This window comes from Lactobacillus sp. B4005, from assembly GCF_026536045.1.
Classification (GTDB): domain Bacteria; phylum Bacillota; class Bacilli; order Lactobacillales; family Lactobacillaceae; genus Lactobacillus; species Lactobacillus panisapium.
Genome location: NZ_JAFNOZ010000003.1, coordinates 158,613 through 182,055, shown reverse-complemented (window position 1 = coordinate 182,055; position 23,443 = coordinate 158,613). Strand labels below are relative to the sequence as shown.

21 protein-coding genes are annotated in these 23,443 nt (G+C 33.5%); 6 read left to right on the top strand and 15 right to left on the bottom strand.

Annotated elements, in window-relative coordinates:
* The 3 genes from J3U73_RS08110 to J3U73_RS08100 form a co-directional block, all read right to left on the bottom strand.
* On the bottom strand, positions 1 to 523 hold a 523-nt coding region (locus tag J3U73_RS08110; RefSeq protein ID WP_267410110.1), incomplete at its 3' end, for an AMP-binding protein.
* A gap of 12 nt (positions 524 to 535) precedes the next feature.
* Complete coding sequence (locus J3U73_RS08105; RefSeq protein WP_103752600.1) at positions 536 to 688, bottom strand: teichoic acid D-Ala incorporation-associated protein DltX; 153 nt, start codon at positions 686 to 688, stop codon at positions 536 to 538.
* 366 nt (positions 689 to 1,054) lie between these two features.
* Positions 1,055 to 1,915, bottom strand: coding sequence for an Rgg/GadR/MutR family transcriptional regulator (locus J3U73_RS08100; protein ID WP_267410109.1), 861 nt, complete (start codon positions 1,913 to 1,915; stop codon positions 1,055 to 1,057).
* Between the two features lie 323 nt (positions 1,916 to 2,238).
* On the opposite strand from J3U73_RS08100, the gene J3U73_RS08095 reads away from it, so the two are divergent.
* From J3U73_RS08095 to J3U73_RS08085, 3 genes are all read left to right on the top strand, one after another.
* Positions 2,239 to 3,117 carry a DUF4097 family beta strand repeat-containing protein gene (locus J3U73_RS08095; protein ID WP_267393634.1) on the top strand — a complete coding sequence of 293 codons (879 nt, stop codon included), beginning with the start codon at positions 2,239 to 2,241 and terminating at the stop codon, positions 3,115 to 3,117.
* A 78-nt stretch (positions 3,118 to 3,195) separates the two neighbouring features.
* A complete protein-coding gene (locus tag J3U73_RS08090; RefSeq protein WP_267410107.1) occupies positions 3,196 to 4,053 on the top strand; it encodes a DUF4097 family beta strand repeat-containing protein in 858 nt (285 codons plus the stop codon).
* A gap of 294 nt (positions 4,054 to 4,347) precedes the next feature.
* On the top strand, positions 4,348 to 5,829 hold the full coding sequence (locus J3U73_RS08085; RefSeq protein ID WP_267410105.1) for an SLAP domain-containing protein: 1,482 nt from the start codon (positions 4,348 to 4,350) through the stop codon (positions 5,827 to 5,829).
* Positions 5,830 to 6,246: 417 nt separating this feature from the next.
* On the opposite strand, the gene J3U73_RS08080 is transcribed toward J3U73_RS08085, so the two are convergent.
* The 5 genes from J3U73_RS08080 to J3U73_RS08060 form a co-directional block, all read right to left on the bottom strand.
* A complete protein-coding gene (locus J3U73_RS08080; RefSeq protein ID WP_267393628.1) occupies positions 6,247 to 6,882 on the bottom strand; it encodes a hypothetical protein in 636 nt (211 codons plus the stop codon).
* Between the two features lie 12 nt (positions 6,883 to 6,894).
* A complete protein-coding gene (locus J3U73_RS08075; RefSeq protein ID WP_267410103.1) occupies positions 6,895 to 7,527 on the bottom strand; it encodes a peptidoglycan-binding protein in 633 nt (210 codons plus the stop codon).
* A gap of 396 nt (positions 7,528 to 7,923) precedes the next feature.
* Positions 7,924 to 8,265 (bottom strand): hypothetical protein, encoded by a 342-nt coding sequence (locus J3U73_RS08070; RefSeq protein ID WP_103753163.1) that lies wholly within the window; start codon positions 8,263 to 8,265, stop codon positions 7,924 to 7,926.
* A gap of 432 nt (positions 8,266 to 8,697) precedes the next feature.
* A complete protein-coding gene (locus J3U73_RS08065) occupies positions 8,698 to 9,066 on the bottom strand; it encodes a type II toxin-antitoxin system PemK/MazF family toxin (RefSeq protein ID WP_103753162.1) in 369 nt (122 codons plus the stop codon).
* A complete protein-coding gene (locus J3U73_RS08060; protein WP_103753161.1) occupies positions 9,060 to 9,317 on the bottom strand; it encodes a hypothetical protein in 258 nt (85 codons plus the stop codon). The genes J3U73_RS08065 and J3U73_RS08060 overlap by 7 nt, the downstream gene beginning before the upstream one ends.
* 233 nt (positions 9,318 to 9,550) lie before the next feature.
* Here J3U73_RS08060 and J3U73_RS08055 point away from each other — a divergent pair, with 233 nt between their 5' ends.
* Both J3U73_RS08055 and J3U73_RS08050 read left to right on the top strand, forming a co-directional pair.
* Positions 9,551 to 9,862 (top strand): hypothetical protein, encoded by a 312-nt coding sequence (locus tag J3U73_RS08055; protein WP_267384899.1) that lies wholly within the window; start codon positions 9,551 to 9,553, stop codon positions 9,860 to 9,862.
* A gap of 14 nt (positions 9,863 to 9,876) precedes the next feature.
* A complete protein-coding gene (locus J3U73_RS08050; protein WP_103753159.1) occupies positions 9,877 to 10,533 on the top strand; it encodes an HNH endonuclease in 657 nt (218 codons plus the stop codon).
* A gap of 387 nt (positions 10,534 to 10,920) precedes the next feature.
* Here the strand turns inward: J3U73_RS08050 and J3U73_RS08045 are convergent, their stop codons facing one another.
* The 7 genes from J3U73_RS08045 to nagA all read right to left on the bottom strand — a co-directional run bounded on the left by J3U73_RS08045 (position 10,921) and on the right by nagA (position 20,234).
* Complete coding sequence (locus tag J3U73_RS08045) at positions 10,921 to 12,108, bottom strand: matrixin family metalloprotease (RefSeq protein WP_267410101.1); 1,188 nt, start codon at positions 12,106 to 12,108, stop codon at positions 10,921 to 10,923.
* A 408-nt stretch (positions 12,109 to 12,516) separates the two neighbouring features.
* Entirely contained in the window at positions 12,517 to 14,127 is a 1,611-nt protein-coding gene (locus J3U73_RS08040) for an ATP-binding cassette domain-containing protein (protein ID WP_103753165.1), read from the bottom strand.
* Positions 14,128 to 14,373: 246 nt separating this feature from the next.
* Positions 14,374 to 15,465: an SLAP domain-containing protein gene (locus J3U73_RS08035; RefSeq protein WP_267384902.1), complete on the bottom strand. Its 1,092-nt coding sequence runs from the start codon at positions 15,463 to 15,465 to the stop codon at positions 14,374 to 14,376.
* 284 nt (positions 15,466 to 15,749) lie between these two features.
* On the bottom strand, positions 15,750 to 16,196 hold the full coding sequence (locus J3U73_RS08030) for a hypothetical protein (protein WP_127326210.1): 447 nt from the start codon (positions 16,194 to 16,196) through the stop codon (positions 15,750 to 15,752).
* A 448-nt stretch (positions 16,197 to 16,644) separates the two neighbouring features.
* Positions 16,645 to 16,797, bottom strand: coding sequence for a hypothetical protein (locus J3U73_RS08025; RefSeq protein ID WP_220268640.1), 153 nt, complete (start codon positions 16,795 to 16,797; stop codon positions 16,645 to 16,647).
* Positions 16,798 to 17,035: 238 nt separating this feature from the next.
* Positions 17,036 to 18,610, bottom strand: coding sequence for an ATP-binding cassette domain-containing protein (locus J3U73_RS08020; protein ID WP_267410100.1), 1,575 nt, complete (start codon positions 18,608 to 18,610; stop codon positions 17,036 to 17,038).
* A 463-nt stretch (positions 18,611 to 19,073) separates the two neighbouring features.
* Complete coding sequence (gene nagA, locus J3U73_RS08015; RefSeq protein ID WP_103752507.1) at positions 19,074 to 20,234, bottom strand: N-acetylglucosamine-6-phosphate deacetylase; 1,161 nt, start codon at positions 20,232 to 20,234, stop codon at positions 19,074 to 19,076.
* Between the two features lie 154 nt (positions 20,235 to 20,388).
* Here nagA and J3U73_RS08010 point away from each other — a divergent pair, with 154 nt between their 5' ends.
* Positions 20,389 to 23,382: a TIM-barrel domain-containing protein gene (locus J3U73_RS08010; RefSeq protein WP_267410099.1), complete on the top strand. Its 2,994-nt coding sequence runs from the start codon at positions 20,389 to 20,391 to the stop codon at positions 23,380 to 23,382.
* Positions 23,383 to 23,443: the final 61 nt, after the last annotated feature.

Here is a 23,443-nt window from a genome sequence, read left to right as displayed (position 1 = left end):
TCTCCCAGTTGACAAAACTCAAGAGGTTGTTGTGACTGATCTGCACGCCCTTGGGCTTGCCGCTGGTGCCCGAAGTAAAGATAATGTAGAAATTATCATCGCCCTGTACAAAATTGGCCGGATCAACCGCGCTGGTCGCATTACCCACCTCTTCAGGGCGGATAACCTGCAAGTCAGGTAAAGCAATTGCTGGCAGCTCTTCAATCGCAATGATTGCTTCGGCTGCAGCTACTTCTTGAATCAGCACAATTCTTTCGGCATTCGAATAGCTGGCAATCGGGATATAAGCGTGACCGGCTTTAACACAGCCGAGAAAGCTGGCAATCATGTCAAAAGTCTGCCCGCCCCAAATCATAATCGGGCTGCCCGGACTGAGATTAAGGCCCATAATGTAGCTAGCCCAAGCATCGGAACGCTTTTTCAAGTCGCCGTAAGTGTTAGTTTGGCCCAGAAAGTCATAGGCAATCCGGTCTGGCTCAGCCAGCGCAATCTGATCAATTTTCTTGATAATATTTTTAATCATTGTTGTACCACCTTAAAATTCATTGTAAATAAAGTGAACCGAGGTTAGGCCGCTATATTGATACAAATAGATTAATGCTATTAAAATAGCGCAATAAATAATTGTCGTGAGCATAAACTTGCCAACACGTTTAGCACGTGAAGGAGTTTGATCTTTTTTAACCATATTCTTCATATCTCTTTCAACTTTTCTTTATTATATGATATATAGCATACATGATTAATTATATTATATAAAATATAATATGCAACAATTTTTTAAAAGATAGGAACATTAGAGATGAAATTTAATAACAGTAACCCAAGCTTTCCAGATTACAACTCCTAAGCTAAAATCAAAAAATCTATCACTTTTAGTAGAGTATCATTTATAGAAAAAAAGCCTGACTTTATTCTGTATAGTGAACAAAATCAGACTTTTATTTTTGTTATATTAATACTAACCTATCTGTACCAGATAAGCTTACAATCCTTTATTTGGAACTAAGAATGGCTAATGGAATAAGTAAGATATTCTTCTAGATATAGTACATCAATTGTATATAGCCTTTAACTGTAGAAATGATTTTTCCAAAGATGAACGTAATTTATTTAACCCTAAATAGCTTAATGTGGGAAAGAATATTTTATTAATGTTTTGATCATCTTTGGTTTGTGTATACAAAATACATTCGTTACCAAATTCTAGACGAATTTTTTCATAAGCCAAATCATCATCTATTTTTATATTATTAAGTTCAGTAATTAATTTTTTTGCATATACCAAATTCTTAAATAGCAATACTAGTGCTGCATTGTTTAACGTTGTTACAGTTTCATGCCTCCAACTAATATTATGAACAATATCATCTGTATTTTTTTGATATTTTTGTATGAGCATCTGTGCCAAACCAATGATTCGTTTTCCAGGTAAAAGAAAAAGTGTATTACCAAAATTAAATAAGTCTTCATAGCGCCAGTTTTTAATTTCTGATAATAGCTCTTCTAAACGTTTAGTATCTCGTGGCATAAATAAATTTTGTCCCGTATCAGACTTTAAAAAGCTACAGGCAACTGCAGCTCTCAATAGCAAAGTTCGATTATAAGGCTTCTTTTGACTTGCCTTTAAATATATTGAAGCTAAGCTCTGAAGTTTTTTGTCGTTATCAGTTAAATAAGCAGAAACAATCCTTTGATAGTCAATGTTATCGTTTAAACTATCGGTAACAAATTCAGATGGCTTAATACGCATGCGTTCAAGCATTGCAATCACTTTTTCAAAAGACATATTAGCCTGTCCTTTTTCCCAATAATATAAAGAAGACTTAGAAGTAATGTCACGAGAAGCTATATCTAAACTCATCCCTTTTTGTTTTCTTATTTGTTTAAATTTTTCGCCAAACTTAATATTCATAAAATCTCCTAATTTAAAGCATAAATTAAATAATACTTATTTACTTAACGGTGATTTTATCTGCAACAAAAAGATATTGCCTTAACAATTCCGCAAAATGCTTTACTAATCTACACGTAACGACTGTTTCAATAAGTTCATAATCAATTTATCTACTCTCTTATATTATATATAGCCAAACCAAATATTTTGGCAAGATGAAATTGTGCTTTTGCTGTAAAAATAATCCGAAATTTGTTCGGTATACAGAAATTTTCATTTTTGTAATTAAGATTTTATATATTATTCATAATAAGAGGAATGCTGAAAGTAAGGAGATAAAGATGAAAAAAATCAGCAAATTGTGTATTTCGCTATTCGTCATAATTGCTTTACTATTTATTGGTATAAAAGTAAGTAATAATAAGCAAAATGCTAAGGCAGATCAAACTAAAATTACCTACGTAAAAAAGAAGGGTAGGACTATTAAAGTCTTTAATGTTCCTGCCTTTGAAAAAATTAACGTTAATATTAATAAAGCTCGTCTAGATAAAAGATTTATCAACCTAAAAGTTTCAACTGGAAAGAGTTTTCAGGTCAAGGCTACCGGGCCAGATGCCAAAAAAATAAAAGCTACCGTTAACAATAAAAGTCTCACTATTTCTAGCTCACACTCAATCCGTAAAGGCAGATACAAAGTCAGTGTAACGGTACCTAATAGCGATGCCTTGCAAAGCATTACTGGTTATAGCTATGGTAGTAACGTTAGTCTCCACAAATTGAACCTTACTGACATTCAACTAGCCGCAATCTATGGTGATGTTACATTAGACAAGATTAAAACTAATGAGCTAAAACTACGTCAAGTTTACGGAGATTTTACAGCAAGCAATTCAACTATAAACAAGGCAAACTTAACTACAGATACCGGTGATACGGTAATTAGTAGTTGTAAATTCCAAATGAATGCAAAGTATTCTGGTGTATGTGATGTTGAAGTTGAAGATGATTCCCAGATACTAGGCAATAGTTCGTTTAGTCTACATGAAGGAGACTTCATCATGTATGATTCACCAAAGATTGGTTATAACCTATCATGCAGCAAAAAAAATAAAATTAAATTCTTTGGTAAGTCGCACTCAACTCATTTTGAGCGAACCATCAATAATAAGCCAATGCTTACTGTTAAGGATAGGAAAGGTTATATCAGTATCAAAGATTAGAAAATAACAAGCATGTATTTCAAACAAAAGCGTTTATTTTTTACACTTTATTGTTTAATAGCTAGAAGGTAAAATACGATGAATAAAAAAATTAAATTATGTTCAATTATAATAATTCTAGGTCTAGCTGTTTTTTGCGGTGGCAAAGCAATATCCAACCAGCAAAATGTTACAGCAGCTAATCCCTCAGCCACTCAATCAGGTGATACGAGTCGAGTAATAAAAGTTGATCAGTTCAACAGTATTAAGTTCGTAGCTTATCGACCTGACATAAAAATTTCTTCAGGAAATAATTTTCAAGTTACTGTAAGTGGGAGCCAAGGAGCAGATATCAATAAAATCAAGGCTGAAGTTAAAAACAAGCAATTAGTAATCTCAGATCAACCCGAAAAATCATATCGGGATGGAAACTACTATATAAATGTTACTGTTCCTAATACAACAACAATTAAAAAACTAACTGGTTTCTGTGATTCCGGCGATTTCAGCTTGAACCAACTAAATGTTCCTCAAGTTAACATGTCATTCCACGTTGGTGACGTTAAAATTAACCATCTTAAAGCAAAAAATATTCGTCTTAAGCTAAAAAGCGGTGACCTTAAAGTTACTAGTTCGAACTTTAACAAGGCTTCATTCGCCTTAGACGAAGGTGATTTTTCTATCAGCAAAAGTAAGTTTAAAGCCAATGTAACAATGGGCGAAATGGGCTATGCCAAAGTCAAAAGTTCAAAATTGCTTGGTAACAGCTCTTTTAAATTAGCTGAGGGCAACTTCCAAATGTCCAATGCGCCAAAACTTAGTTATAAGCTTGCTACCAAACATTCAGGCATAGTTAAAGTTCATAATAAGTCTCATCATCATAATTTTTCTAAAACTTTATCACATCGACCACTTCTTAAAGTCACTAGTAAAAGCGGTGATATTAATATTAAGTAATCTTAAACAGCAACTGGGAGCTTATTAAAGTCGAAACTTTAGCAAATCCAAGATTCCACAAAATTAATGTGTTTTTTTACATTTATAGATGTAATATAGTCGTAGCCTAATCATATTAGTAACCGTTAATTCACTTCAATTAAAAAATTTAGGCTGATATTTTTATTCTAGCGTGGTAACTAAATGATTGGCTATTAATCAAATGTTTTTAAAAATAATTCTAAGTATGTTAAGCGGCTTAGTCTAATTTCACTTACCATATTCTAGAAAAATAATTTATATTGAGGTGATTTTATGAATCTAAATAAAAAAATAGTGTTCGGTTCAGTCGCAAGTATTTTAGCGCTGGGCTCAGTAGTACCGATAATTCAAAATTCAAATCTATCAACTGTATCTGCTAAATCAGCAACTATTACTTTAAATCATAATTCCTACATTTACAGCTCTAATGGTAAACGTACTAATTTCAATGGTAAAAAGACCTTAAAAACAGGTACGGTTGTAAATTCAAATGGAAAGATTTCAACTATTAATGGTAAGAATTATTATTCCATTACTAACAATGCTTATATTAAAGCCAGCAATGTAGGGATGATTGATGATCAAGTCCAAAAAGGCAATTTGCAGTTAAATTATAATTCATTTGTCTACGACAAAAACGGCAAGCGCTTATCTACATACCGTGGGAGTAAATCTAATACCCATATCAAAAAAGGCACTCCTTTAAAATATGCCACTTCTATTGAGCCTGTTGATCGAAATAGTAAACATTTTTATCTTTTAAATGACGATGGTTACAATCAATCTTGGCTACCATATGAAAAAATCGGTAATAAATATTACTACAATATTGGTGCCGGAGGCTATATCAATGCTTTGAATGTAGATAAAATTGACAATAAGCCCCTATACACTACTGAAACTTCTGTTACAATTGAAAACTCAAATATTAAGCAGCCATTTACGATTGGTACTGGCAAAGACAAAACAGAAATACAGAATGGTAAGACCTACAACGTTGACAGGATTACAGGTGTAACCGCTGATCCATCTAGTCTTACAGAATATCGTATCAGCGGTACTACCGATGCCTTTATTAGTTCTAACCTTGTCAAAACTAGGCCTCGTCAAAGATTAGAAATATATACGTATGCCACATATGTAAGTTTTAATAAATCTACAAGTACATATGACGCACATGGAAAGGCCCTACATATTGAAGGTACCCATTCTACTTTTAATAAAAATGATAAATATCCGGTTGAGGATTTAACATACATTTGGATTCCTGAAGAAAATAAGGCTGAACTATTTTACTTACTACAATATTCCTGGACTAAAAATGGTATCAAAAATAGTATACCGGGTAACTTTGTGAATGAGAGTTATCAAGGACTTATCTACGTTAAAGCATCTGATGTAAATTACTGTTCTGGACCTTATCTGAAACCAGATAATTCTCCTGAGCAGGCAAAAGCAGATGCTAACGTGGCCAAGGAAGCTGATAAAAAAGAGCTTCAAAACTTAATTAGTCAAGAAAATACGATAGTTGCCTATAAGAAGAATAATGTTATCAGATTTTGTGACGTATATTATAGCTATGCCTTAAAATTTGCTAAGAGCATAAATGACTCAAATACTGCAACTATAGCAGAAGTTAAAAAAGCCACTTCATTATTATCTATAGCTCAAAAAGCAGTAATTAATAGTACTCCTGAACAAGACCAAATAGATAATATTTTGATAAACACTAATCCCTATCTTTATATAAAATAGAATAGCAATAATCAAAGCTAATACAGTTTAAAGCTTCATTTCGATATTTAATCGGAATGAAGCTTTTTATTTATTATTGGATTAAAACATAATTAAGACTAGTACGCTTGAAGGTTTGTTTAATCGACATTTATAACCTCGTTAGCATGTAGTCTTTTGTAGCTTTAATATACATGTTTTTACTAATTAGCGACATGTAACAAATCGCAAGCAGTGACTAGTATTTATTAATAGTCACTGCTTTTTTGTGTAACTTACTTGCCAAAATTTTTTCAACCTTCAAGCACTAGTTAATTAAGTTAAATTACAGTTTTATCAATGCCAATAATTATTCTTCTATCAATAATTTAGCCATAATAAAAACCTCGAAGTTGTCTTAACTTCGGGGTTCATATCAAATATCTACTCACTCTTCTTTTAATTTGCTAATAGGTCACCTGGATACTTACCAATTAGAAGTACCGGTGTTTCTGATATATCTTTATGCTTTAAATAACGTTTTAATTGTTTAATTGAAGTATCAGCTATTTGTTTATTCTTACCAGTTAATTCGCTAGCTAACGTTTGCGCTTGCTCTAATAAAGCCGAAGTAGGTTCATTATTATCTTTAGCATCCATTACTTTTAGTTCAGCATTAATTAGTGGTTGTAAGCCCTTATTAAATAGATTTTTGTTATAAATACCATTCACGTAGTTCGTATAACCTTTATATTTACCATCCTTAGAAATCAAATCAACGGAAATGCTGTTTTTAATGGTTGTCAGCTTTCTGACCTTAAATAGTGTATGGTTTTTAACAAGCTTCTTTAATACCTTTCGGCTATATGATTTACCACCCTTGGCTGCTGTATTCTTATATAACACACCTTTAGCAGCATTAGGTAATACAAAAACATACCCAGCTTTAGCTAACTTCTTAGTCCAAGCTTTATTAGTTACAAGCTTAGGTTTTTCAATTTGTGCGGCTTGGACTGTAGTATTACTTGTGGTAGCCAACAGTTGTCCCGCCGATACTATCGTTAAAACAATTAAAACTTTAACTATTTTTTTCATATGCTTTCCTCACTAGTACCAATGATGTGCTTGCCAAAATGGTTTAGCTTTTACCCATGAACCATACCGATTTTTGACATATCTATCTGCAGTTTTTTCTAGATTTACTTTACTGTAATCTCCATTAAGGTAAGACTTAGTTAATTGAAAATGCCCATAGTACTGACCATTAGTTGCCGTATACCTATAGGTGGATTCATTATAAGCAATATAAGCAATCCATACTTTTGCCGATCTATTTACACTGCTTAAATTATCATAATACTTACGTTTTATACTTGCTGGAATATTAGCATACGGGTTACCAGTAGAATTATAACCATAAGCTCTTAAAAGATCATTGTCAAAATTTAAAATGGTATTGCCGTTAACCGTGCCTTCACTATAATCATCAGCATTTTCAACATTTTGTGGTAAGTAAATTGGTGTTCCACTAAGGATCGGTGTATCAGGATCAAGATTATTATTAAGTTGCTCAACTACTGATAACTCAAGATTATTGTTTTTAGCAATTTGTCTTAGTGATTGATCAGCTTTATTAGCAACCGGAGCCATATCATTCTTAGAAATCGAAGACAGTGCTGTCGACTTCGCTGATACAGTGCTAGTGGTCAGCATCATGGATGCTGGCACTGTTGCTAACATAATTGCAGAAGAACCTACTTCCAAAATTTTTTTAAATTACATTTTTACGCCTCGTTTATAAAAAGGTAATTATAAATTACATATTATCTTTAAAGCAATTATAACATAAATTTTATTTTTTATGTTTATTTAAATATCTACTAATCTAGCTTTACTTAATGTGCATTACGCGGATAGGCGGCCATATTTTCTGCATAGCAAATTTAGAAAAAATAAAATCCTAATTTCTTCATTATTGATAACAGACTTAGAAATATACATATAGGTATCAAAAAGTCTCAAAAGCTTTTTAACTCTTGAGACTTACTACAAAAATATAATTTAACAAACAGTAATGTCGTGAAATACATGTCCCTCAAATATTTTGTGGTTAACTTACAACCCATTTCTTATAAATTAATTTCCCAAAAGGCTAACGTCGCGTACTCTAATTTTAAAAATTGGCTTTATATCATAATTTACAACACAATGCTTATGATTAATTATTCCGTCATATTCAAGTATATTACCAGTACTTTGATTCTCACTAGTTATCTTAAAATGCCTGTCTTTACTTTGTTTCAATACATCATATGTTTTCTGATCATATGAATAATACCTAAGACTGCTTTCACTTTTAAAAGCGTTATAGGCTATTGTTTCTAAAGAAAAATGATATAAGTTGATACCCATATTTAGGATAAAATAAAATACAATAGCAGCTACAATAAATTTTTCAATCCGCTTAAAGAAATCCACGATTATTTCCTCATAATGCCATAATAATATTGATTATAACTATATTCTACATCAGTTAAATCTTTATCCAAATCTTCCTGTACTTGCTTTCTATGCTTTATCTATAATATTTTTAACAATAGTAAAACCCTCTAAATTTCTTTTTGTTTTCAATCTAGGGGGCTTACATTATAAATTTATAGTCAATTAAGAAACTGTAAATGCTTCTTGTAAAGACAATGTGCAAATTTTCGCTTTATGGAGGAAAAGTAGCGAACGATAATATTAAAACTAGATATTTTGAAAAATTGAAGGATCTAACAAACTAAAATACACGGCTCCAATTAAATATCGAAGTCGTGCGTTAGTTCTTGCTTAATAATAAAGTGTCTATTTTTTAGTTGCAATTAAATTTCAGGGTTTTAGTTTAGGCTAAGCAATATTTTGACAAAATTAACGCTTATCTAAAATTTGATATGCTCTAGATAGTAAGTTATCCAAATCTTTGTCACTAACATGGCCAACAATTCTACCATGTCGACCGAAAAAATCATAATTAGGCATGAAAAAAGTAATTACACTATCAGATACTCCACTATTAATGTCAGCAAAATGATAGTATAGCTCACCCTTATCTTTATTAAGGCCATGCGTAAGAGGCATACAGATAACTAATCCCGTTTTTTGATTATATGCATTATTTGATATAACTATTGCTGGTCTCTGAATATTGCCAGATTGAAAACTATGCCCACCTTCTTCTCGTCCTGCATGAGGTTCAGCATCTATCCAAATAATATCTCCTTGTTTGGGCGCTACCACGGCATGTTCTCCTTACCAATCTGCATCGTATCAGGATTGCCTACTTTTTTAATTTCTTTTTTAAAGTCAATATCGTCATATTCACCATTAAACCACGGATTAGAGTCAATAGCCTTATAGATTAAAGTGCCATTATTTTCTTGAGTCAATTCAAATCGTTGACCAAGTTTAACACCTGCCTTACTAGGAACCGTGAGAGCAGTAGAATTACCAACTTTTCTAACAACAAAGTTACCTAATTTCTTTTCCATTAATATTAACTCCCTAATTAACGTTAGTACAAGTATACACAATTTCTAAAAAAATTGCATTTATATCTTTACAAAATCTAAGCAATATAGTCATAACATTTATTTAACATAATTTAATAAAGGCTATAGTCATTTTACACAAGATTATTTAAACCCCTATCTAATTTAACTATGATATTATAAACTGAGTATTATATTTTTCAGTTTTTATAATTATTATTTCGAAAGTTATTATGATTGATTATAGACAAAAAATAATAGACAAATTACAAACTCAATCTAAACTAAGTTTATCGACTTGTGAGTTTCAAGAAATTAATGATCTCAATCTAGATCAGTTTAATGCCATTGGATACATGGGTAATAAATTTTCTTATGTTTACTCCACTTATGATGGCAAGCTACTACATAAGATGTCAGTAATGGGAGATAAAAATCTGAGCCATGTAGAAAAAATTTTTAAAGACATAGAACAAACGTATCAAATAGCAAATTCGAAAGTTCTTATTTATATTAAAGAAGATGTTATGTTATATATGATCTGAGAAATCCTAATTTTATGTCTAAGTTCACTGCTCTCAACAGCATGGAAAATAATGGCTGTAAAATTATTAAATCAGCACAATATCATTGTAGATTCGGATTCAAAATACCTACCAATCTTGTTTTAAAAGATTCCGATAGAAAAAGCATATATAATTTATATAAGCATAGATGTGTATATTGTAATAAAAAATTACGTAAAGATGATTTTCAAATAGATCACATTGTTCCTAAGAATGAAGGCGGCAATAACTACTACAAAAATTGGGCTTTGACATGTGAAGAGTGCAATGAAGATAAAAATAATTTGATTTTTTCCTGGGATAGAAACAGTTTGGCTTTTAAAGGTAAAATGTATCTAATAAAGCTAACAAATAACTATCATTTTTATAAAATAAAAATTGGTAATGACTATAGACTAGTTAGAAAGCCAAAAAATTTTGATTTTAAAGTATACTTTACGATATACAAAAAAGTGAATAATAATATATATGTCAACAGAGATAATATAGACAGTGGTTATCAATTTATCATAAATATTACTAACTCAATTGACCTTGAGGAAATTACTGAAAATGGGAAAAAGATTGATAATAAAACAATTGAAAATATATTAGTCACCCGAAGAATAAATAAATGTAGTACAAATAAAATTGATGATTGGCTTAAGTAGTAGAAACTATTGCTATTAACCTATCTAAGAATTGGTAGTTTTTTAAAGCTAAACACAAATAAAGTCTGGCAAAGGCTATTTAAACCTTTGTCAGACCTTTACTGTACTTTGATTAATCTCCTTTTAAATTTAAATCTAAAAAGTGCAATGGTTGAAGTTAACTCTAGACTCTTTAGACTTTATTATTTTTTTATCAACTAATTTGTTTTATCTTGGTGGGCTTGTTTTTCTGCATCTTGGGCAGTGTTGCTTGGCTTTAACTTAATCCCGTAAACGAACTTTACTTCGCTACTTTTAACATAAGCATCGCCAACATCAATTTTTGAGCAGATTTTTAATTCTTTATATTAAATAACCAGTTGTTTTCAATACTATGTTTTAGTGGTTTTATCTTTTATTACTGTTTACTTCAAACGCATAGCCTACTTTAGGAATTGCTACTTTAGCAGACTGGCTGATTTTTTTACCAGTTTGGTCTTGACGAATAGTAAAATGCCCTGTTTTGCCTTTGAGCAGGCCAGCAGGAAAAACTACTTGCGTTTTTTCTGAATCAGCCGTAACAGCATACATTTTGTGGTTATTGTAGTAAAAATTCAGTGTACAGCCCTTGTTTGTTGCTATTTCATAAGTAACACTTTCTTTTGTTCGATTGCCTTTAACAGCGCACGGCACAGGTGCAGCATAATCTTTACTGGTGAGTTTTACCTTGGTAGTTGCTTTCTTGTTAGCTTTATTTATACCATACAGAGTGAAATTCTTGTAACCTTTAAATTTAAGGTTAGCGGCAAAATTGCCTGATTTATTAACTTTAGCTGTTTTAACATTTTGCTTATTATAAAATATTTTTACTTTCTTTAGTCCGTTAGCTTCACCAGTTAACTTTACTTGATTTTTATTATTATCATAAAGTGCATGAATATTTCTTAATTTGGGAACAGCTTTAACATAGGTAGTAACTGTTATAATGTCGTTTGTATCGTTAATTTCTTCCGCGCTGAATAAGGCTGGTGTAGAATATATCGCATTCATACCTCTAATATCGCAAGATTGAATACTATAAAATCGATTTGATGGATTTATCACTGATATACTATCAGAGGCATTGTGATCCAACCCCAATGCGTGTCCTAGTTCATGTTCCGCTACATTAACTCGTTCACTCTTTGAATAATTATAATATGAAAGAGCAGCTCTATTTAATAGAACCTCATTACTAACAATTTGACCAGTACTAGTATTATATGAAGTATGAGTAACACCTGTTATTCCCAATTCATTTGATCCATCATAGCTACTTACAGTAGTTTTAGAATTATTTGCAGCTTTTTTCCAATAAAATCCATTATTGCTCCATGCGTTAGTAGCTGCATTCCAAACATCTTTATAATAACTTGATGTTGATAAATCATAATAATATGCATTGGAATATTTATATCGCCAAGGATTAGCAGGGGTAGTATAAATGGTTGCTGCATTAACTTGAGATATTTCAACAACACTACTACTAATAATTCCTAGTCCTATTATTGCTATACAAAAAGATGATAATATATTTATTTTTATTTTCATTTTCATAAGACTCATCTCTTTCTAATCAATTTATCAAACCAAACTATACCTTTTATTATAAAGAAATCGCTTTCGAAAATTATTATAGTAAATTTACTAAAAAATTCAAACCGAAAATTTTATAGCTGTATCAACCAATGGTAGTATCATTAATAATAGAGAATATGCTAAATTAGGTAGATTTCTAATGGTAATAGCATGAACTGTCAGCAACATGAAATCGATCAAAATTGTAATTGCTGCAGTTATGAATGCCAATATTCTCCACCCTTTGTTTAACCACAACGTATTTTTAGTATTAAAAATTATTTTGTGATTTTCCATTTATATTATTTTTAAAGTTTGTTCTAAACAAATTTGCCTTTGCGTATGCTGTATCCATCTTATTCGCATAACTATTATGACTTTAAAGCACTACTTTATCTCGGTTAACTTATTATTTTCTAGTACCCAATGCCGAAAGCCCAAGTCTTTTGCCCGCTGGTAATTAATGTGATGTGAAATCATAATGACCGTTTTATTAATGCTTGCAAGCATTTTTTCCACCTGTAAAGCATTTGCCGGGTCAAGGTTAGCGTCTATTTCATCGGCTAAAATTATTTGTCGGTTAAACACTAATGCACGAGCAATTTCCAGTCGCTCGCACTGTCCGCCAGATAAGTTGCAACCATTGCCTTGGCAAACATACTCTAAAGGCTGACCACCAAGCTCTTGATCAAGGCCCACTTCCCTTAAGCAGGTTATTAACAGTTCATCAGGGAACATTAAACCTAAACTTAAATTGAAGCGTATTGTTTCATTAAAAATATAGGGGCTTTGCTGAATTAAAGCAAAGTACGCGGGATTAATCTCAGGTTGAGCTTGACCATCGACGCGATAAGCCAGCTTCCCTTCAGCTGGGTGCAAAGTTCCCATAATTAAGTTAAAAATAGTGCTTTTGCCAGCTCCCGAAGCGCCAGTTAACAAAATCTTATCACCCTGATTGATTATAAACTGGGCATGATCAAGAATCGTTTTCTTTCCAAAAGAAAACGTTATTCCTTCTCCTGCTATTTTATTTATCGTCGCCTTATCACTTGTAATTTGTGGCTTTTCCTCAACAACTCGTTTAGAAAGAACATTATTAATTGATTTTCTGAGCGCAATTGTTGTTTTGATCGTTGCAAAATCGTTAATTGCTTCTCTTAATGGCTGCATGACCTGCCCACTAGCCAAGTAAATAGATAAAATAATTGAAGAAGTCACACTTTGCTGGTCGATCATTAAATAAAAGCCAAAGCCAACTGGTAAAAACAAAGCAATTAGAGAGCAAAGCCAGGAAATTATTTGCACGTTCATTCTGCCATTATTCAAAGATTGGTAGGAACGTTCAGTTGTAGCCAACTGGTCGTTGATTTTTTGATCAATTGGCTCAAAGGCGCCATAACGCAAGATTGTCTCCCTACCGCCCAATAAATCACGCATCTTTTCAACAAATTTACCATTATTTTTCGACCAAACGGCTGAGCGCACTGATAGCAGTGGTTGAAAAAGCCTTGGTACAAATAATTGGGGCAGTGCAAAAACAATAAAGACAATACCTAAAGTCACATTAAGCCGCAAAATAAAAATTGTTGAAAAAAGTGACATACATAGATCAGCAACCACCTCAACTAATAAATTAAAATAATTTGTTTCAATTAACTTAAAGTCGTTAATTAAAGTTGAAAGTTCCGTATTAGTATCAATTCGTTCAAAAGTGGCCTTTTTGATATAGTCAGATTTCAGTTGTGTATTGAGCAAATAAATGATTCGGTTCTGAATTCGAGTGTGTAACCAAATGGCAACGTAAACCACAGAATAAGCTAGAACTGAAATACAAATGAACTGAATAAATTTCTCAACTGAACTATTTTGAGTGAAATTCGGTAAGTAACCAATAACAGCTGAATTCACTACACCTTCAAAAGAACTTACTAATAAGGTAATAAATAGGATGATAAGCAAGCTTTTGGGAATAATTGCGATCATTTTTTTAATTCCCATTATTGATTTCCTCCAGCAATATATATAAAATTTTCTTTCATTATATTTTAATTTTTTATCAATATAATTTACTTTTATATAAAAGTCAAACAATACTGTAAAATATTTTTTTTCTTACAAAGTGTATCTTAATATAATATATTATTATATAAGCAATATACAATCATGCTATATTAGATAAATTTTTAAATAAAAATAGTCTAGCTTTTTCTCTAGACTATTTAGACTTTATTATTTTTTTATTGACTAATTTGTTTTATCTTGGTGGGCTTGCTTTTCTGCATCTTGGGCAGTGTTGCTTGGCTTTAACTTAATCCCGTAAACGAACTTTACTTCGCTACTTTTAACATAAGCGTCGCCAACATCAATTTTTTCGTTAACATCTGGCTGAGTAGCATAGAATTGATGACCTTTAAGGTGATAGAATAATTCTGCCTTATTTTCAGCAGGCACCCAAAGATATAGCAGCTTATCTACTTTAATGAATCCACCCTGTTTTCTGATTCTTTGACCGTGATGGTCTTGCATAGTGCCGTCTGCATTATAAACATCTACGTCTTTAGTAAACTTGATGTACGAAAAAGTCTCATTATCATAGTCATGAACAGGTAATTTCTTGGCCGCCTTAACATCTACTCCCCAAAGCCAATCATGGGTGCCTTTAATACGATAAATTGTCCCATTTGGCACAGCCGTGCTGATTGCATCAGCACGGCTACCTTCTTCACAACGATCGACTTTGAATTTTGTTCCCTTTTTAGCGTGCTTTATAACTCTAATCATACCGTTATCTTCATAAATTGGCGTACCTAGAGTAAAGGTGACCGTTACTGTGGTTTCTTCAGTACTTGAGCCAGTTATCGCTCCTAAATTTTGCGCTTTGATATATTGCTTTTTTGGACCACCGATGCGGTAATATAATAGACCATTTTTAAATTGATAGGCACCGCCATAGGTAGTTACCGTACTGCCAGCTTTGATGACTTTTGGTTCAGCTTTACGCGTGCTAGAAGCATAAACATACGAATTATGGTTTACTTTACGCTTTACACCGTCAATATTATTAGCTTTTAGGTATTGCTTTTTATTTTTTACTTTATAGTAAGGAGCATGCGGCTCAGTTCCAATAATTATCGGCTGATCATCAAGAATAACTTTGGAATAAGCATGGTATTTCCCTTTAACTTTTTTGCCTTCCTTAGAATAGGCCTGAGCATCATGCATAATTGTCTTGGAAATAGAATGACTTGCAGCATGAACTGAATTTAGTTGGCTGCTTGGACCAAAAGAAATGGCGCACAGTGCTGCAACTATCAAATATTTAACTTTTTGCTTCATAATTAGTTGCCTCTTTTTACTCAACTTTAATAGTACATTTTTATTATATGTAGTTTTTGGGTTGATTAAAATGAAAAAAAATAATATTGATAAAATAGACAACGATTTTAACGTAATGAAAAAGCTGGTCAGACTAATACTTCTTTAGTGGAAAGCCAAGACAGACTTAAAAAAATATTTTTCAAACTTTCCGATGTCTCATTCTAATTTGATTGTACCCTATTGATCATAATGTACAATAACAAAAGGCAGCGAAGTCACTGCCCTTTGTCTGATTAATAAAATTAGATATAGTATTGATCATGCTCTAAAGCAGTTTCATCAAAATTAACTATTTTAAATACATAGTTCTCAAAAGAGTACATCCAATTATTGTCATAGTCTTCAAAGTCTTTATAGGTTTTCGACCTTTTGATTGTTTCACTATCATCATCTTCGTCTATGTCTGATTCTGCTATAAACGGTTTTGAAGAAATGTTAAAATTCGCATGTATAGCTCCCAAAAGATTTAGTAAATTCAAAAAATCTTTTCCTGAGTTTACACAAACGGTTAAAGATTTGAAAGAATTATTATTTTCCCCAAGATAAGCTCTTGCTCTATTATAATCTTCAACAGACTCCGCCTTGCAATTGTCTATACTAGTTATATTTTCTTTAACAGTAACTGTCGGAGCTTGCTTTTTAAAAAAATCCATTAACTCTCTTAATTTCGAAAATTTCTCATCATTCATTTTTTAATCATACCATTTAAAAGGCCGTATGTGGAAACATGATTTTCCCTAAGAAGCCATCAATATTGCCGCTTTAAACGGCATAACCATGTCGCCCACGCGTATAGGAGTGAGAATACTGTCACCAAGCTTGGTATCGACCTATACCTCAGCTAATCTTAAAATGTTTACATAGGTTTTTTAGAAGAAGCTAAAGTAGTTTCCATATTAAAACTTTGTTTATTAGCAATAAAAGAATGAATGTTTTTAACTTCAATTCTCATTGCTTTCAAGTTGCTTACAGGGTCGCGCCAATCTCAGTGGTTTTCACGGGCAATTTTATCAGCATTAGCACGCCAATTTTTGGTCGTTCACTCGCAACTATTGAGCTATACAAAGTTGATTTCCCAGCTCCATTAACTCCTGCGAACATATAAAGGTCTATGCTCATCTGATAAAATCTTTACGATTAATTTTCTGTTTCTGTCTTAATTGTAGCGCGGTCACGGATTGCTAGCCAAAAGTTGGTATCAACTTGATTAGTCGAGTTGTCAATCATTTTGTTAATCTGATCATAGTCCACATTTTTAATGTCTTCTTCTAATTGCTTTGGACTAACCATTATTTTTACTCCTCTCTTATAGCCTGGACCCTACTAGTTACGACAATTATATCATTTAAAAGTATGTGTTCTAATGTAATGTCTTGTTATACCGATTAACTTGACCATAGATTCAGCATTTCTCTTATCTGAGCTGGTTATCAATCTTAATTAAAAACTCTACAATCGTAAACAAGTATCTTTAAGTAAATAATCAACATAGTGAGCCCTACCATATTATTCACAAAACAATTAACAGTTATTTTATATCAACTGCTTTAAAAATTTGAGAATCTATTTCTTCATTTCTATGTGATACTACTATGACAGTTTCGACATGGCTAAGTAAATTATTCAAAATATCTTTAGCTGATTTAAGATCAATATTTGAAAAACTTTCATCTAATAAGATTAGTTTGCCTTTAGGATCAAGTATACGTGCTAAGGCAACTCTTTGTTGTTCTCCACCAGATAATGAATCTGGGTTCCAGTTATTGTCAATTTTGTAGTTGTTCTTGACCTTTTCTAGCAATTTACCACTAATATTACGTCCTAATTTAATATTATAATCTATTGATTGCGGAAATATCGTAACATTCTGTGGTACATAAACAATAATATTATTAATTACAGTTTGAGGTATCGTTTTAATATCAATTCCGTTTAAAAGCACCTTACCTTTTTGAGGCTGTAATTGATTAGTTGCAAGTTTTAAAAGTGTACTTTTTCCACGACCTGATTTTCCATTTAGCTTATAAAAGTTATTTTTATTAAAAGTAAAAGAAAAATCGGTTAGTATCTGGTTTTTTGAGCCAGGGTAAGAAAAGGAAACATTTTCAAATGACAGGGATACAAACTCCTTGGGGAAGTTCATAGTAGCAAAACTTTGAGTATTACGCATCAGCTTCCTAGAAGGAACTAATTTGGCAAATTTTTCAAACAAACTAGTTGTTGATAATAACTGAGAAAAGTATTGATCAACAATATTAGTAGAATCAAAAACCTTTGTTGCTAATTCTGCAGTAGCCAATATGGCCCCTGCTGTTAACAAACCCTTGAAATGGAGATAGCCCGTAATACCAATAATTATTAATTGACTTCCAATATTTATTACTCCAGTAACTATACCTATTATTGAACGCCTAACAGTATTTTTAACATTTGCTTGTTTTAGTAAGTTTGAACCTCTGCTAACTAATTTTTTTAATTCTCCTAAGACATTAAATGCATATAAAGTTTCATATCCGTGTAATCCACTACTTGTAATTTTTAAAAATTGTTCATTCGCTTCTGAAACACCCTTAATTCCATTTGATAAATAATTTTTACAAATCTTGGGGACTATAATCATAATAATCACCAAAACAATAGCAGCAATAAAAAGCCAAATATTATAAGTATATAAAGCAATTAGGGAGAAAATTGCATTCCCAGAAAAACGGATAATCAGAAAAAAGGTATCAATACCTTCTTTTTGTATCATGTTGGTATCGTTCTGTAAATAAGATTCATAATAATCAACAGGTTTGCTCTTAAATTCAGACTGTGTTAATTCAACAATATTATTGGTAACTTCTGCTCGAATATCAGTTAACATATTTTGGGTTACGGTTTCTTGAACATAACTTTCAAGTAAAGAGATAATAAAGCTTGTAACCCACAAGGCGAAAATAATAAGGAGTGTTTTGCCGAAATATAATAGTTGCTTTCCAATTAAATAGTTAGCAAGTTGCGACATTTTAGTAGCAGCATACACCTGTAATACTGAATTACATAATAAAAGAAAACATGTTAATAAAACTGCACCAAAATGTTTTTTAAAATATACCTTCATTGTCATTTTCTCGTGAGTCTTTATCAATTAGTGATTTGGCATTTTTTAAATGATGTACAGTCCCCCAACATGTAGTAATCTTGAAAACATCCTTTTTAAGTCATCAATACTAGCTACTTTCTTTTATCTCAATTTATCAATAAAATTATCTTATCGTTTTATTTTTTATTAGCTAATAGTGTTCTCAGCTAAATCGTTAATACATAAATAAAAATATTACATGTATTTTAATTTATTTAGTTCGTTGTCTATAAACCAATTGTTTTTATAATATTAAAACTTTCATCATTATGAAGCAATATATTATTTTGGTATCATGTATGCAATTTTGCCTGTAGTAAATTTTTAGTAAAAAAGGACTAATTCCAAACTTAATTAGGTAATTTCACAATTAGTAACTAATCATGAGTTATCTACTTTAAGAAACGGAATTTAGTCCCATTAATTATTTAAATGAATTAAATTACTTTTTTGCCTGATAGCGTGACTTACCATTCAAGTAAGTTTCGCTCAATGTCATATCAGGGTTCAAGACGATAAAGTCAGCAGGTTTATCAGGAGCAATTGAACCACATTTATCTAAGATATTTGCGCTTTTAGCTGGTACATATGACGCCATCATAATTGCTTCTTCTGGGGTGGCGGCATTCCAGTCAACCACATTCTTAATAGCGACATTTAACTGCAAGATACTACCAGCAAGGTTATCGCCGTCCTTAAGACGGGCCATGCCATCTTTGACGTAAACTGGCAATTCACCAAGCATATAGTCACCATCTGGCATCATTCCCGCTTCCATACAGTCAGTGATTAAACAAATATGTTCTGCACCCTTAATCTTAATTAATGACCGAACCAATTCTTTTTTCACGTGGTGCCCATCACAAATCAATTCATCAGTAACATTATGCAAGTCCATTGCCGCATTTGAAATTGATGAGTCATGGTGTGACGGATCAGGCATGCCATTGAAAGTGTGCGTAAACATGGTTGCACCAGCTTCAACACCAGCTTTAGCTTGTGCGTAAGTTGCACTTGAATGGCCCAAGGAAACGACAACGCCCTCTTTAACAACAGTACGAATGAATTCCTTCGCACCCTTTCTTTCAGGTGCAAGGGAAATTTTGTTAAGTAAGCCTTCTGATTGATCACGCCAGTCATTAAATTGCTTAATGCTTGGATCTAGCAAGTACTTCGGGTTCTCAGCACCAGCATGTTCTGCGGTAAAGTATGGGCCTTCAAAGTGCAGCCCCTGAATCTTAGCACCAGTTTCTTCACCCTTACGGGCACCGAACATTTGACAAATTCTAGTTAAAGTATTTTCGTCCGCAGTATAAGTAGTAGGCAACCAGCTAGTAACGCCTGAGCGCAAGAAGCCTTCAGACAAACGGTTAATGCCATCCCATTCGCTTACCATTACATCTTCTTTTAAAGAACCGTGAACATGCGTATCAACCAATCCGGGTGCAATCCATTTACCAGGATAATCAACAATCTTACCTGTTGGGGTTTCGTTTTCAGGGTAGTAAAAACCAAACTTGCCATCATCTTGAACTTCAAGGTAACCGCCATCTTCAGTTACATTTTCAAGAAAAAACTTGTCAGCATGAATATAATACGTCATAATTTTTGCCTTTCACTTAAAAACTCGAACTTTGTCTTTATAAGTCCATTTTAGCTTAATGCACTGGTCATTACCAGTTGAATTACAAATAGTACGGAAAGTTTTGTTTTTTTAGTTATAATAGGTATAGGTAGACTATATAGGAAGCAAAATCATGATACAAGACACGCAAATAAATAGACATCAATTAGGGGCATTGACCGGTGCAAGTAAGTGCGATAACTATTATGAGTTGCACTTTGCAACTGGTGAAGTGGCGCACTTCTACATTTTGGCCGATGGAATTTTTCGTCTAATCCTTGATCCCGAACAAAATTTCACTGAACAGCCAGCTTCATTTATTCAGCTAGCTAAATTTGATAACAATGCTTTTGAGCGTTCACAGGTACGGGCAACTAACGACTCATTAATTATTCACTCGGGTAATTACCAAGTTATTTTTTGGCAAAAGCCGGCTATTATGAGTATCTTCGATGAAACTTTGCACCGAACGAGAATGTCGCAATCTAGCCCATTAGAATTTGGTGCTGAACAAACTAGCGAATTTTTAGTCCAAAATAAAAACGAATTTTACTTTGGTGGCGGTTTGCAAAACGGTTATTTTAGTCATAAAGGTCGGAAAATTCAAATTAAGCATGACCAGATCACAGGCGACGGCGGGGTTGTCACGCAAGTCCCATTCTTCTGGTCCAACGCAGGCTATGGTGAATTACGTAATACTGTTCAAAGCGGTACATATGATTTTGGGCAGAAAAATCACAGCGTCACTACGTTGACACACCAAGATCAACTTTTTGACAATTTTTACCTGGTAGGCAACACCCCGCAGGAACTTCTTGCTAAATTTTATCAGCTAACCGGAAAACCTATCCTATTGCCTAAATATATGCTTGGCTTAGGACATCTAGGCAATTTTTGTACCACTCTTTGGCAGCCTAGTGCAGCATCAGTTCGCAACGCAACAAAAATTAACAATAATTTTTATCTGCGGACGAGCGATGAAAATTCTGCCTCGGGAAAAGCATCACTTAACGGTGAAGAAAATTATCACTTTTCAGCAAGGGCAATGATTGACCGTTATAAAGCCATGCACATCCCATTAAGCTGGTTTGTACCCAATTACGGCGTTCAAGCAACTAATGAGCAAGCTCTCGCCTTTTTTAACGACTATGCGTTAAATCAAGGCGTTCATCCCGGCTTATGGCATGAAGAAGACGCAACTTTACCAGCAAAAACCGCCTTTACTTACAGTAATAACCCCAACTTAACTGCTTCGGATACTGAGAAACTGAAAACAGAACTACAACGCAAGCGGCCACTGGTCTTAAGTAACTCCGGCTTTGCCGGTATACAAAAAGACGCCGCCATAATCTATGGTGATGTTGGGGGTAATTGGGAGAGTATCGCCACTCAAGTTGCCGGTTTAGTAGGCTCTAATTTGTCAGGACAACCACTTGCTGGAGCGGCAGTTGACGGCCTTTTAGGCGGTGGCAATGCGCAAATTAATGTTCGCGACTTCGAATGGAAAGCATTCACACCCCTTCTTTTCAACATTGATGACCAAGGAGACTTTAGCAAAACACCGTTTGCTTACAATCGGAAAATTACGGAAATTAACCGCGCCTATTTGCAGTTGCACAGCCGCCTGAAAAATTATTTATACACTCTTAATGCACATGCACGCGAAGGCAATCTTATCTTGCAGCCACTATTTATTGCTTTTCCAGATGAGCGGACTAATTACACCGAACAATTCGGTACCGAGTTCATGCTAGGTAACAATTTGCTAATTGCACCTATTACTAATGGCCGCGAAGATGAAGAAGGCAATTCCCGCAAGGACAATTTATACCTGCCGGGTAAGCACACGATGTGGATTGATCTTTTTACCGGCGAAAAATATGCTGGTGGTCGTGTTTACAATAACTTAACCTACCCAACTTGGCATTTGCCAGTCTTTGTCCGTGGTGGCAGTATCTTTGATTTTGGCAAGCGTGACTATGTCATTTATCCGCAAGGAAACAGCCAGGCAGAAATTTACGACGATGATGGCTTAACCGATTTTGAACATAACTATTGCAAGACTCAGATTACCAGCAAGCTTGATGAGGAAAAGCTGACAGTTACTATTAATCCGGTTAAAGGCGAATACCCTGATCTGGAAGCAGAGCAAAGAACCAATTTAACTTTATTATGCGATTCTTATCCTGATAATGTTATTGTTAAAATAAATGACCAAATTGTTCCGCTCCAGGTCTACGGCTCGCTTGATGCCTTTAACCTAGCGCACGAAGGGATTTTTTATAATACTAACTATTCCTTAGCTGAATTTGATCAATATCATGACCAAAAGCAAAAGGCCCTCCAAATTAAGCTTGCTAGCCGTGAAATTGCGACTACCAAAATTGAAGTGACGGTGCGTAACTTTACTTACAGCAGCAAAGTCATGGTTCATTCAATTACCAGTGGGATTATTCCCTCACCGAAACTTCCTTCAGTTGATTCCAGCAAAATCACAGCTCATTCATTTGAACTCGCTTGGTCACAAGCTGACGAAGTTCAAGTTGAAATTAACAATATCCTGTACGAAGGAATTAAGGGTAATAGTTTTACGTTCCATGAACTGACGCCTAATACCCGCTATATCATCCGAATGCGCTATGTTGTGGGCAATCGCGTATCAGAATGGTCTGATCTTTTCGGCGTAATTACTAAGCACGCAGCCGAGGACTATGCAATTCAGGAGATTACCGTTTCCAGCAACTGCGATAGCAAGCCGCACCATCCGCTCGCATACTTGACCGACCTCAAGATGGCCAGTGAATGGCAAACTGAGCAGAGTATTGCGCCGGATAAGCCTCTGGAATTAACTTTTACCTTTAATGATATTGAAAAGTTAAGTCGGATGACTTTTGTTCCCCGTAACATTGATCACGAAGGCGACCCAACAGATATCAGTGTTGCTGTTTCAACGGATGGTGAAAATTACAACTTGTATGCCGAGCACCTAAAATGGCGAGCCGACAGTAAAAATAAAGTAGTTGGCTTACGCGATGTGCGGGCAAAGGCCGTTCGCCTCACCATTTATCAAAGCTCAGGACCTTTAGTTGCTGCGCGTGAAATCATTTTTTTCAGAGCTAAACGATAACTAAATAGCGGTAAAACAAAAAGAAGAGTCTGAGTAGAAACTAGCTCTTTGAATAAAGAAA